10 protein-coding genes are annotated in these 12813 nt (G+C 67.0%); 7 read left to right on the top strand and 3 right to left on the bottom strand.

What is annotated here, in order from left to right:
- The first annotated feature begins 186 nt into the window (after window positions 1–186).
- Both KBW95_RS07595 and KBW95_RS07590 read left to right on the top strand, forming a co-directional pair.
- The gene (locus tag KBW95_RS07595; protein ID WP_211527875.1) at window positions 187–960 is read left to right on the top strand and encodes a transporter; all 774 of its coding nucleotides are present in this window, start codon (window positions 187–189) and stop codon (window positions 958–960) included.
- A 219-nt stretch (window positions 961–1179) separates the two neighbouring features.
- Complete coding sequence (locus KBW95_RS07590; protein ID WP_211527874.1) at window positions 1180–3348, top strand: family 10 glycosylhydrolase; 2169 nt, start codon at window positions 1180–1182, stop codon at window positions 3346–3348.
- A 123-nt stretch (window positions 3349–3471) separates the two neighbouring features.
- Here the strand turns inward: KBW95_RS07590 and ppc are convergent, their stop codons facing one another.
- A complete protein-coding gene (gene ppc, locus KBW95_RS07585) occupies window positions 3472–6270 on the bottom strand; it encodes a phosphoenolpyruvate carboxylase (RefSeq protein ID WP_211527873.1) in 2799 nt (932 codons plus the stop codon).
- 109 nt (window positions 6271–6379) lie between these two features.
- Between ppc and hemC the strand changes: the two genes are divergently transcribed.
- The 5 genes from hemC to ppa all read left to right on the top strand — a co-directional run bounded on the left by hemC (window position 6380) and on the right by ppa (window position 11177).
- Window positions 6380–7390, top strand: a complete 1011-nt coding sequence (gene hemC, locus KBW95_RS07580) for a hydroxymethylbilane synthase (RefSeq protein ID WP_211526257.1) — start codon at window positions 6380–6382, stop codon at window positions 7388–7390.
- A complete protein-coding gene (locus KBW95_RS07575; RefSeq protein ID WP_211526256.1) occupies window positions 7383–8153 on the top strand; it encodes a uroporphyrinogen-III synthase in 771 nt (256 codons plus the stop codon). The genes hemC and KBW95_RS07575 overlap by 8 nt, the downstream gene beginning before the upstream one ends.
- Window positions 8150–9286, top strand: coding sequence for a uroporphyrinogen-III C-methyltransferase (locus KBW95_RS07570; protein ID WP_211526255.1), 1137 nt, complete (start codon window positions 8150–8152; stop codon window positions 9284–9286). Before KBW95_RS07575 ends, KBW95_RS07570 begins: the two co-directional genes overlap by 4 nt.
- 3 nt (window positions 9287–9289) lie before the next feature.
- The gene (locus tag KBW95_RS07565) at window positions 9290–10486 is read left to right on the top strand and encodes a heme biosynthesis protein HemY (protein ID WP_211527872.1); all 1197 of its coding nucleotides are present in this window, start codon (window positions 9290–9292) and stop codon (window positions 10484–10486) included.
- Window positions 10487–10637: 151 nt separating this feature from the next.
- A complete protein-coding gene (gene ppa / locus KBW95_RS07560) occupies window positions 10638–11177 on the top strand; it encodes an inorganic diphosphatase (protein ID WP_211526253.1) in 540 nt (179 codons plus the stop codon).
- A 54-nt stretch (window positions 11178–11231) separates the two neighbouring features.
- Here the strand turns inward: ppa and KBW95_RS07555 are convergent, their stop codons facing one another.
- Together KBW95_RS07555 and KBW95_RS07550 are read right to left on the bottom strand one after the other, a co-directional pair.
- Window positions 11232–11546 carry a hypothetical protein gene (locus KBW95_RS07555; protein WP_211526252.1) on the bottom strand — a complete coding sequence of 105 codons (315 nt, stop codon included), beginning with the start codon at window positions 11544–11546 and terminating at the stop codon, window positions 11232–11234.
- A 185-nt stretch (window positions 11547–11731) separates the two neighbouring features.
- Window positions 11732–12811 carry a branched-chain amino acid ABC transporter permease gene (locus tag KBW95_RS07550; RefSeq protein WP_211526251.1) on the bottom strand — a complete coding sequence of 360 codons (1080 nt, stop codon included), beginning with the start codon at window positions 12809–12811 and terminating at the stop codon, window positions 11732–11734.
- Between the last annotated feature and the right edge of the window lie 2 nt (window positions 12812–12813).

Raw genomic sequence — 12813 nt, 5'->3', positions numbered from 1 at the left:
GGAACGACGGGCTTAAGCAGCGAACTGTCGGGAACCTTCGTAGTCCGCACCCTCAGCACGTCGTTCCGGCGAAGGCCGGAACCTAAGTTGGCCCGCAGACCGATAGCTCGGCTGCCGTGCGCGCTACGCTGCCCGCCTGACATACGATATGGATCACGCTGGGCCGCCAGCATCCACGGAAAATCCATGAAGACCGCCATCCTGTCCCGCTGCGCCAGCACGCTACTGGCCTTGTGCGCCATCCACTGCGCACAGGCGGCCGACGAGGCCATCGAAACCGACCGCCCCGACTTCGTCGAATCGAGCAAGGTCGTCGGCAAGGGCCGGCTGCAGCTGGAAACCAGCCTCCTGCTCGAACGCGACCGCCATGAAGCGGGCCGCGAGCGCAGCGTGGCGACGCCGACTCTGCTGCGCGTCGGCGTCCATGACGACCTCGAACTGCGCGTGGAAACCGACGGCCGCATCCATGTTCAGGGCGGCGAGTCGGGCTATGCCGACACCTCGCTCGGACTCAAGTGGCATGCGATGGACGCGCGTCGCGGACTACCTTCGGTCGGCGTGCTGCTGCACGCAGAGCTGCCAAGCGGCTCGCGCGCCTTTCGCGGTAGCGGGGTGCGGCCCTCGCTGCGTGTCGCCGGCGAGTGGGAGCTCCCAGCCGGCATGTCGCTCGGCCTGATGCCGGGCCTAGGCCGCGAGCGCGACGACGAAGGGCGCCGCTACACCTACGGCGTCCTGGGTGTGGTGCTGGGGAAGGAAGTAAACGAACGCCTGCGCGGCTTCGCCGAAGTGGCGCTGCCGCAAATCGCGCGCGGCCGCCATGGCGGCACCCAGGCGAGCTTCGATGTCGGCGCCGCGTATTTGCTCTCCAAGTCCTGCCAGGTCGACGCCATGTTCTCGCGCGGCCTCAACAACCGCACCACCGACACCGCCTTCACCATCGGCTTGTCCTTCAGGCGCTAGCCTGCCGGCGCCTTTGTTGTCAAATATGCATATTGTGACGGAATCGCAGGCATGCATGCCGGTTATGTAACCTTGTCGCAATTTCATTGGTTGCAAAAATGACAGCCGCGTACTCTCTGTCGCAGATGGCGGAAACGCGGCGCGGGGAGAGGCGGCGCGGCTGCCACAGGCGCATCGGCCTTCGCGTGCGTCGACTTCAACCCTGCAAAAAACGACAACATGAAAAAACTTTTGCTTGCCGCGGCAGCCGCGATGCTTGTCGCTTCCTATTCCCACGCCGATGCCCAGACTGTTTCACCGAAGCGCGAGCTGCGCGGCGTGTGGATCAGCACCCACCTGAGCCTGGACTGGCCGAACCGCCTGCAGACGCCCGAGCAGCAGCGGGCGGCGTTAGCAAGCATCCTGGACCATAACAAGGCAACCGGCATGAACGCGGCCTTCCTGCAGGTGCGCAGCCAGGCCGACGCCATGTATCCGAGCGACCTCGAGCCGTGGTCCTATTACCTGACCAACCAGCAAGGCAGTGCGCCGGCGCCAAGCTGGGACCCGCTGCAGTACGCCATCGCCGAAACGCGCAAGCGCGGCATGGAGTTCCACGCCTGGATCAATCCCTATCGCGCCGTGGCGAATACGGCCACCGAATCGAACAACGCACAGTATGCGGCCAGCCACGTCTCGCGCGCGCATCCCGAGTGGCTGCTGCAGGTGGGCACGGTGAAGATCCTGAATCCCGGCCTGCCGCAGGTGCGCGACCATGTGGTCGGCGTCATCATGGACATCGTCAACCGCTACGATATCGACGGCCTCCATTTCGACGACTACTTTTATCCGAACGGCGTCATCAACGACGACGCGGCCTATGCCGCCGATCCGCGCGGCTTCCCGAATACCCCCGCGGGCCGCGCCGACTGGCGCCGCGACAACATCAACCTGCTGATCGAGCGCGTCAACGCCAGCATCCAGGCGGCCAAGCCCTGGGTGAAATTCGGCGTCTCGCCTTCGGGCATCTACCGCAGCAGCAGCGATCCGGCGGTCGGCTCGCCGACGGCGGCCGGCGCCCTGCAGCACTATACGCACCTGTTCGCGGATACCCGCAAGTGGATTGAGCAAGGCTGGGTCGATTATCTGGCGCCCCAGGTCTACTGGTACATGGGCCAGGCCGGCTCGGACTATTCGCTGCTGGTCCCCTGGTGGAACAACAACGCCTACGGGCGCCACATGTACGTCGGCCTGGCCGACTACAAGATGAACACCAGCGGCTGGACCAACCCCGACCAGATCAACAACCAGATCGCCCTGAACCGCTCGCTGGGGAATGTCTCTGGCCAGATCCACTTCCGCCACGCCTTCCTGCTGGGGAACGCGCTGGGCTACCGGGCGAGCCTGATGAACGGGCACTACAGGCGCCCGGCGCTGCTGCCGGTGATGGCCTGGAAGGGCCTGGGCGCGCCGGGTGCGCCGGCTAACCTGGCCGCGAGCCTGGATCAGGACAATGCGGTGCAGTTGGCCTGGACCGCGCCGGCCGACAGCGCGGACGAGTTCGAGAAGACGCGCCGCTTCGCGATCTATCGTTCCGAGCAGCGCGACATGGACCTGGACGCGCCGGGCAAGCTGCTGGCGGCAACCGACATGGCCACGCCGGCTTTCGCGGACAGGACCGCCGAAGCGGGCAAGTATTACTACTACACCGTGACCGCGCTGAACCGCCTGAGTGTGGAAAGTCCGCGCGCCAATACGGTCAGCAACGATTTCGAGCCGCCCGTGGTGCGCACCCGCGAGGCGTCTGTGACCCTGGCCAATGGCACGGCCAGCATCGCGCCGGCGGAGGTCGACGGCGGGACGACCGACAACTGGGGCGTGGAGTCGCTGAGCCTGTCGCGGTCGAGCTTCTCGTGCTCGGATATCGGGACGCAGCGCGTGCAGCTGACGGCGCTGGACAAGGGCGGCCATGAGGCCAGCGCCGAGGCGTCGGTGCAGGTGCTGGGTACGATGCCGCAGCCGGAAGTGACGGCGGGAGCGGCTGCGATCACCCTGGGCTACGGGCCGCAGAGCGTGAGCTTGAGGGCGAGCGACAAGGCCGGGGCGAGTGCGGAGTACGCGTGGAGCCCGGCGGCCGGACTATCGACGACCAGCGGCGCGGTGACGAGCTTTACGCCCACCAGCGCGGGCAGTTTCAGCTTCACGGTGCAGGCGGCGAGCCCGCAGGGGTGCTTCGCGCAGGCCAGCGTGACGGTGCCGGTGATCGATGCGCGCTGTGGGGATGGGAAGGTGGCGGTGTGCCACAAGACGGGTAGCGCGTCGAATCCGTCGTCGCAGGTGTGCGTGGCGCCGAGTGCGGTGGAGGCGCATTTGAGCAAGGGGGCGGTGCTGGGGGCGTGTTCCCAGTAAGGTTGTTGGCTGCGGTACAAACTTGGGTTCCCGCCTGCGCGGGAACGACGTGCAAAAGCACGTGGTCGTTATCAGATGCACGTCGTCCCCGCGAAGGCGGGGAACCAAGTTCGTCGAACAGTGTTAGCCCGTATTACGCAAGCCAGCCGCCACACCGTTGATGGACAAATGAATCCCGCGATTCACCCGCGGATCCACATTATCCGCCAGCGCACGCCGGCGATGGATCAGCTCCACCTGCAAGTGATTCAGCGGATCGAGATAGGCAAACCGGTTCTGGATCGACCGCGCCAGCAGCGGATTGCCCGCCAGGCGTTCAGCGGCTCCCGTAATCGCCTCCAGGCAGCGCAAGGTCTCTCCATGCTCGGCCGCGATGCGCTTGAAGATCCGCTCGCGCAGCTGTTCGTCCGCCACCAGCCCCGCATAGCGCGACGCGATCGCCAGGTCGGTCTTGGCCAGCACCATGTCCATGTTCGACAGCAGGGTGGCGAAGAAGGGCCAGTCGTGGAACATCGCGCGCAGCAGTTCCAGCTTGCTGTCGCGCTCGCCCTCGTTCAGCCAGCCGCTCACGGCCGAACCGAAACCATACCAGCCCGGCAGCAGCAGGCGGCACTGGCCCCACGAGAAGCCCCAGGGAATCGCACGCAGGTCTTCGATGCGGCGCGTCGACTTGCGCGAGGCAGGACGCGAACCGAGGTTCAGTTCCGCGATCTCGGCAATCGGGGTGGCGGCGAAGAAGTACTCGGTGAAGCCCGGGGTCTCGTACACCAGGTTGCGGTAAGCCTTGTACGCCCGCTCCGACAGTTCCGCCATCACGCCCTCGAAGCGCGCCAGGCGCTCCGCGCCCGCGCCGTTGCTGGCGTGCGGGGCCAGGCTCGCTTCCAGGGTGGCCGCCACCAGCAGCTCCAGGTTGCGGCGGCCGATCTCGGGGTTGGAGAACTTGGAAGCGATGATCTCGCCCTGTTCGGTCAGGCGGATCTGGCCGTTCACGGTGCCCGGCGGCTGGGCGCGGATCGCGTCGTAGCTCGGGCCGCCGCCGCGGCCGACGGTGCCGCCGCGGCCGTGGAACAGGCGCAGCTTGACGTTCTGCTCTTCGAAGACCTCGACCAGCTTGAGTTCGGCCTGGTAGAGCTCCCAGTTCGAGGTCAGGAAGCCGCCGTCCTTGTTGGAGTCCGAATAGCCCAGCATGACTTCCTGCAGGCGGCCCTGCTTCTCGATGACGCTCGCCACCAGCGGCAGCGACATCCACTCCGACATGATGCCGGCTGCGCGCTGCAGGTCGGGAATGGTCTCGAACAATGGGATCACCATCACGTCGCAGGCGCCGGCCGACACACGTATCAGGCCGGTCTCCTTTTGCAGCAGCAGCACTTCCAGCAGGTCGGAGACGGTCTCGGTGTGCGAGATGATGTAGTTGCGGATCGCACGGCTGCCGTAGCGCAGGCGGATCTCGCGCGCGGTGCGCAGGATCGCCAGTTCGCCGTTGGTCTCGTCGCTGTAGGTCTCGTAAGGGGTGTACAGCAGGCGCGGCTGGGCCAGTTCCTGCTGCAGCAGCGCGACCTTCTGTTCTTCGCTCAACGCGGCGTAGTCGGCTTCGACGCCGGCGCGCGCGAACAGCTCGGCCAGCACGCGCTCGTGGACGTCCGAGCTCTGGCGCATGTCGAGCGAGGCCAGGTGGAAGCCGAAGATGCGCGCGGCGCGCTTCAGGCCCGCCAGGCGCGGCTCGATCAGCACCGCGCCGTGGTTGGCGCGCAGCGAGTCGGCCAGCACTTCGAGGTCGGCGGCGAACAGCTCGGGGTCGAGGTAGGGCGCGGCATGCCCGACTTCGCGGCGCAGGATGTGGCCCACGCCCAGCTCGCGCGCGGTGGCGGCAAGGCGTGCGTAAATGCCGATCAGGGCGCGGCGGTAAGGCTCGTCGCTGCGGTGCGGGGAATTGTCGGGCGAAGCGTCGGCCAGGGTTTCCAGGGCCGGCGACACGTCCACCATCAGCGTCGAGGCGGACAGCTCGGCGCCCAGCGCGTGCACCTCGTCCAGGTAGAAGTCGAGGATGGTGGTCGACTGGCGCGTCAGCGCGTGGCGCATGGTGTCGGCGTTGACGTTCGGGTTGCCGTCGCGGTCGCCGCCGATCCAGCTGCCCATCTGCAGGTAGGTGGCGTCGTGCAGCTTCGCATTGTCGGTTCCGTAGTGGGCGGCGATTTCGCAAGCGATGTCGTCCACCAGGGCCGGCACTTCGCGCAGGAAGGTGATGCGGTAGTAGGACAAGGCGTTGTCGATCTCGTCGGCCACTGTCAACTTGGAGTAGCGCAGCATGCGGGTCTGCCACAGGGTCGCGATGCGCGCATGCAGCAGCTGGGTGTTGCGCTGGCGTTCCTTGGGCGTGAGCGGCAGGTCGCGTTCGGCCAGCAGGCGCGCGATGTCGTGCTCGGCGTCCAGGATGCTCTTGCGCTGCACTTCGGTCGGGTGGGCCGTCAGCACCGGCGAAATCAGGGCTTCCTTGAAGAAGCCTTCCACCGTTTCCTGGCTCACGCCGGCGTCGACCAGCTTGTCCAGCGCATAGCCGACGCTGCCGGCCTGCGGGCCGGAGCCGTGCAGCAGGTGGGCGCGGCGGCGGCGGTTGTGGTGCTGGTCTTCGGCGATATTCGCCAGGTGCGAGAAGTAGGAAAACGCGCGCACCACCGAAATGGTCTGGTCGCGGGTGAGCTTGTGCAGCAGGGCGTTCAGCTCTTCGCCGGCTTTCGGATCGGCTTCGCGGCGGAAGCGCACCGCGGTCTGGCGGATTGTTTCCACCACCTCGAACACGGCTTCGCCTTCCTGGTCGCGCAATACGTCGCCCAGAATGCGGCCCAGCAGGCGAATGTCTTCTTTCAGTGGCGCATCCTTGTCCGCGCCGGAGGGGTTGTCATGTGCAGCTACGTTGTCCATATCGACCACAAGTTAAATGATTGTGCGATGGCTGTTAGCCATGGTCTGCAAGATGGCCCATGATAAAATTTGTGATCTTATGCAAGAGCCGGTTACTGGCATCGTCCGGATGGGCTCAACGACAGTGAAAGAATCCGAGTTGAAAGCTAATGAATCGGCGCAGCAGGCGCCCGCGAAACTGATTATCGCATCCCGCGAAAGCCGCCTCGCCATGTGGCAGGCAGAGCACGTGCGCGCCCGACTCGCTGCATTATATCCGGAGTGCAGCGTCGAAATTCTAGGAATGACAACCCGCGGCGACCAGATCCTGGACCGCACCCTGTCCAAGGTCGGCGGCAAGGGCCTGTTCGTCAAGGAACTCGAGGTCGCGATGGCCGAGGGCCGCGCCGACCTGGCCGTGCATTCGCTCAAGGACGTGCCGATGGAATTGCCCGAGGGCTTCGAACTGGCCGCCGTGCTGGAGCGCGAGGATCCGCGCGACGCCTTCGTCTCCAACGACTACGCCAGCCTGGACGCGCTGCCGGCCGGCGCCGTGGTCGGCACCAGCAGCCTGCGCCGCCAGGCCCTGATCGCGGCCCGCTATCCGCACCTGGTGATCCAGCCGCTGCGCGGCAACCTGGACACCCGCCTTGGCAAGCTCGACCGTGGCGACTATGCGGCCATCATCCTGGCCGCGGCCGGCCTCAAGCGCCTCGGCCTGCCCGAGCGTATCCGCGCGCTGCTCGAACCCGAGTACAGCCTGCCGGCGGCCGGGCAGGGCGCGATGGCGATCGAGATCCTGAGCGGCCAGCGCAGCGACGGCGTCGACCTGCGCGCCGTGCTGGCGCCGCTGAACCACGAAGACACCGCCCACGCCGTCATGGCCGAGCGCAAGGTGTCGCGGATCTTCGGCGGCAGCTGCCAGATTCCGCTGGCGGCCTTCGCCCAGGTTGAGGGCGGCCAGATGCGCCTGCGCGCCATGGTCGCCACGCCGGACGGCAAGCGCGTCGCCCGCGGCGAAGTATCCGGGGCGGCGGCCCAGCCCGAATTGCTGGGCGAGCAGGTGTCGAGGCTGCTGGCCGAGCAGGACGCCCATGCGATCCTCGAAGCCTGCAAGCAGGACGCCGGCGCGGATGCCTGACCCCGTCGTCATCACCCGTCCGCGCGCCCAGGCGGAACCGCTGGCCGAGGCCGTCGCGGCGCTGGGGCGTACGCCGGTCGTTCTGCCGCTGCTGGATATCGGCCCGGCGGACGATCCGGAGCGGCTGCGCGCGGTGATGGCGCAGCTTGCCGGGTTTGCGCTGGTGGCCTTCGTGTCGCCGAACGCGGTGGACGCGGCTTTTGCCCACGTCGAACACTGGCCGGACGGCGTGGCGCTGGCCGTCGTGGGCGAGGGCAGCCGGATGGCGCTGGCGCGCCATGGCGTGAATTCCGCCAACGCGACCATTTATTGCCCGGCCGAGCAGGATCCGAGCGATTCCGAACATTTGCTCAAGCAGCTGGACCTGGCCAGCCTGGCCGGGCGCCGGGTACTGATCGTGCGCGGCGACAGCGGCCGCGAGCTGCTGGCCGAGCATTTGCGCGCCGCCGGCGCCCAGGTGGACACCGTGGCCGCCTACCGGCGCAGTGTCCCATCTTTGACACCTGAGCTCGCCACACGGCTGGATGCCTTGCTGGCACGGCCAAACGACTGGATAATCACGAGCTCCGAAGCCCTGCGCGGACTGGTCGGGCTGGCCGGGCAGCTGGACCCTGTTGCCGGGCAGAATCGCCTGCGGGGACAGCACCTGATCGTGCCGCATGCACGGATTGCCGAAACGGCCCGGACGCTCGGCTTTGCCAGGATCACCCAGACCGGTTCTGGCGACGCAAGATTACTTGCCGCGTTACAATCACAAGAATGAACGAACTGCCCAATCATCCAGATCAAGCCCAGCCGTCCGGGACGCCGTCGACGAGTCTTCAAAAGACCGAGCCTGTCGCCGCGCCGCCGCGCGCGCACGGACGCAGCATTTTCGAGACCTTGCAGCAGCCGCTGCCGCTGGCCGTCACGGTACTGGCCGTGCTGCTGGCCGTGCAGACCATCTCCACGCACAGCCGCATCAACTCGCTGCGCAAGGACATGGCGCTGAGCCTGCAGAAGGGCAATGCCGTCAACGCCGAGACTGCCGCGCTGGCGCGCGAGGTGTCGGACCAGGCCAAGGACCTGCAGATCAAGGTCGGCGTGCTGGAAAGCCGCCAGAGCGAGGCCCAGAGCCAGCAGCTGGCCCTCGAGCAGCTCTACCAGGACCTGTCGAAGAACCGCGACGAGTGGGCGCTGTCGGAGATCGAACAGGTTCTCTCGACCGCCAGCCAGCAGCTGCAACTGGCCGGCAACGTGCAGGGCGCGCTGATCGCGCTGCAGAACGCCGACCGTTCGCTGTCGCGCTCGGACAAGCCGCAATTCCTGACCATCCGCCGCGCCATCGCCGCGGACATCGAGAAGCTCAAGGGCATGCCGGCGGTCGACATGGCCGGCGTCGCCCTGCGCCTCGACAACGTGATCGCCCAGGTCGATACGCTGCCGATGGTCTCGGACGAAAAGCCGCTGCTGCCGGCCGCCCCGGTGCGCGACAGCCGCAAGAAGCAAAAAGAGGCCCCGCCCGCGGCCCTGACCCTGGGCGAGCGCGTCGGCCAGACCTGGAGCAACTGGACCCAGGAGATGTGGGACGACCTGCGCCAGCTGATCCGCGTGCGCAGCGTCGAGAAGCCGGAAGCGCTGATGCTGTCGCCGGGCGAATCCTATTTCGTGCGCGAGAACCTCAAGCTGCGCCTGCTGAACGCCCGCCTGGCCCTGCTGTCGCGGAACGAAGCGACTTTCCGCGACGACCTGACGACGGCCCAGGAAACGCTGCTCAAGTATTTCGACACGCGCGCCCGCGCCACCCAGTCGGTGCAGGCCGCGCTGCGCCAGGTGCAGGCGAACAACCTGCAGATCGAGATGCCGACCCTGGCGGACAGCCTGAACGCCGTGCGCAACTACAAAGCGAAGCAATAAGCCATGCGTTTACTCCTCTGGTTAGTCGCGCTGATGGCCGCCGCCATCGGCATTGCCGTGACCGCGCGCTTCAATCCGGGCAATGTGGTGCTGTTCTATCCGCCGCACCGGATCGACATGTCGCTCAACCTGTTCGTGGTGCTGCTGATCCTCTTGTTCCTGGTGGTGTACGGCCTGGTGCGGGCGCTGAGCGCCACGCTCAGGATGCCGGAACGGGTGGCCGCCTACCGCCAGCGCAAGCGCGAGCGCGAAGGCAACAAGGGCTTGCGCGATGCGCTCAAGGCCTTGTTCGAAGGCCGCTTCGGCCACGCCGAGAAGGCCGCCATGCGCGCTGCGGAACTGCCCGAGAACGCCGGCCTGGCGGGCCTGATCGGCGCGCGCGCCGCGCACCGCATGCGCGAGCCGGCGCGCCGCGACGCCTGGCTGGCCGGGATTGCGCACGACGCTTCGATGAAGACCGCGCGCCTGATGACGGTGACCGAACTGCTGGTCGACGACCACCAGCCGGAGGCCGCGCTGGAAGCGGTGGCCGAGCTGAACGCCAGCGGGCAGCGCCACATCCATGCGCTGCAATGGGCGATGAAGGCGAACCAGCAGGCGCGCAACTGGCCCGAGGTGCTGCGCCTGGTGCGCATCCTCGACAAGCGCAAGGCCCTGCACCCGGCGCTCTCCAGCCGCCTGCGCGAGCTGGCCTACGAGGCCCTGCTGGGCGAGCCGGGCCACGACGCCGAATCGATCCGCCGCGTGTGGTCGACGGTGCCGGCGGCGGACCGCTGCATTCCTTATATCGCGGCGCGCGCGGCGACCGCCTTCAATACGCGCGGCCTGCACGACGAGGCGCGCGCCATTGCCGAGGATGCGCTCAAGGCCAACTGGGACGAACGCGTGGTGCGCGCCTACCGCGACGCCGCCGGTCCTTCCGGTTCGCCCTCGCTGCTGGCCCAGATCGAATGCTGCGAAACCTGGCTCAAGCAGCGTCCGACCGACCCGGAACTGGCGCTGACCCTGGGCTCGCTGTGCCTCAAGCAGAAACTCTGGGGCAAGGCGCAGCGCTACCTGGAGCAGGCCTTGTCGGACGCGACCGAGGCGCCGATGGTGCGCGAGGCGCACCTGAAGCTGGCCCAGATGCACGAGGCGCTGGGGCAGGAGCAGGAGGCGGCGAACCACTACCGCCAGTGCGCGCTGGCGAGCATCCTCTAAACGGACGCGGCCTTCGGGCCGCTTTTTTTTCGTCCGCGATCCGGCGACTCCCCCAAACTCGCACCTTTGCCTGTGTTGCACCGCACAGGCGAGACCCGTTTCGCTATAATGACGAACCATTATTGATTCTTCAGCAACCAAGGACTATTCCATGAGCTTGAACAATGTTCCAGCCGGCAAAGATGTGCCGAACGACTTCAACGTCATCATCGAAATCCCGATGAACGCCGACCCGGTCAAGTACGAGGTCGACAAGGACAGCGGCGCGATCTTCGTCGACCGCTTCATGGGCACCGCGATGCACTACCCGTGCAACTACGGCTACGTGCCGCAAACCATCGCCGACGACGGCGATCCGTGCGACGTGCTGGTCATCACCCCGTTCCCGCTGCCGCCGGGCGTGGTGGTGCGCTGCCGCGCGCTGGGCGTGCTGAAGATGACCGACGACGGTGGCGGCGATGCGAAAGTGATCGCCGTGCCGGTCGAGAAGGTCCTGCCGATGTACAAGAAGATCCAGAAGCTGGACGACCTGGAAGAGCTGCGCCTGCAGCAGATCCAGCACTTCTTCGAGCACTACAAGGACCTGGAGCCGGGCAAGTGGGTCAAGATCGAAGGCTGGGCCGATGCGGAAGCCGCCAAGGCCGAGATCACCAACGGCGTCGCTGCATTCAAGCAGAAGAGCCAGGCGTAAGTTCGCTCCGTGCCGTACAGAAGGCCGGCGTCCCTCGGGGCGGCCGGCCTTTTTTCATGGCCCTGGTGTCTTTGCCCGGATACGCGCGGCCGGGCGCCGGGCGAAAGCCAGCAGCGCGGCGCCGCCCGTGATCAGCAGCCATGCCAGCGCGTCGTCCGCGCCGGTGCGCTCCGCACGCAGGACATCCATGTCCAAGGCGAGACAGGGCTGGACCCCGGCGCCGGCCTTGACTGGCTCGCTGCCGGCGAAGATGCTGTGGCTGTCCGCATGCCTGTCGGCCAGCAGGACCGGCATGGCATGTGCATTTATGGGTGAGAAAGCGGCCGCGGCGAGGACGGCTGCCGCCAGGTGGAGGAGTGCTTGATGCATGGACGACTCCGCGTAGGGCCAAGCCATGATTGGACGAGTGCCGTTCCCATGTTAGTGGCGAGAAGGCGGACAGCGCCGGACTATGCGCAAACGCTGTGGCGGAACCGTCTGCCGGCGGCGCGGTCGCCTGGCGGGCACAAAAAAAGCCTCCCGAAGGAGGCTTGAACGACAGAAGAAACGGCGCGCTAGCGCCGCGCCGCCAGGTAGCTGCGCAGCCTCAGCTTGCCCACGATCCCGATCGGGAAGAAGTAGATCGACAGCACGAACAGCACGCCCAGCCACAGCATCCAGCGGTCCGGGTGCAGGGCGGCGGCCAGCACCGGCACGCCTTCCAGCGCGCTCGAGCCGTGCGCCATCAGCTCCTTCAGGTAGTTCTGGGCGATGATGAACAGCGCCGCGCCCACCACCGCGCCGTACATGGTGCCCATGCCGCCGATCACGACGATCAGGAGGATGTCGGTCATCACCTCGAAGCCCAGCGAGGTCTTGGGACCCACGTAGCGCAGCCACAGCGCCATCAGCGCGCCGGCCAGCGCCGCCACCAGCGCCGCGAAGCAGTTGGCCCAGATGCGGTAGACCATGGTGCGGTAGCCCAGCGCCTCGGCGCGGAACTCGTTCTCGCGCACCGCCTGCAGCACGCGGCCGAAGGGCGAGTTCACCAGGCGCAGCAGGAACAGGAAGAGCAGCAGGCAGCCGAAGAACACCAGGTAATAGGTGAGCAGCTTGCCGTCGATCGAGCGTCCGAAGACTTCGTCCTCCACCAGCTGGAAGCCGGGCGACAGCACTTCCGGCACGCTGAAGGTGACGCCGTCCTCGCCGCCGGTAATGTCCGACAGCTGCGAGGCCAGCACCGCGAACGAGGAGGCGACGGCCAGGGTGATCATGGCATAGAAGATGGCGCGCACGCGCAGGGCGAACAGGCCGACGACCAGGGCCAGCGCGAGCGCCAGCAGCAGGGCCAGGCCCAGGCCGCCGAGGGCGGCGCTCCAGGTGGGCTCGTCGACCCGCGACAGCCCGATGCCGATGCCGTAGGCGCCTATCCCGTAGAACATCGTGTGGGCGAAGGACACGATGCCGGTATAGCCGAGCAGCAGGTCGTAGGACGCCACCAGCACGATGTAGACGCAGATCGTGGCCGCTGTATTGAGCGGACGCGCTCCCGAGGTCAGGAAGGGGGCGAAGGCCAGTCCCAGGAAGATCAGGAGCAGGACGGCGGACAGCGCGCGGCTGCGCGGCTTGTCGCCGGAAAGAAGGCGGTAGAGCATGG

This window comes from Massilia sp. ZL223 (assembly GCF_018119395.1).
In the GTDB taxonomy this organism is placed as follows: Bacteria; Pseudomonadota; Gammaproteobacteria; order Burkholderiales; family Burkholderiaceae_D; genus Telluria.
This window is presented reverse-complemented; position numbering and strand designations above follow the sequence as displayed.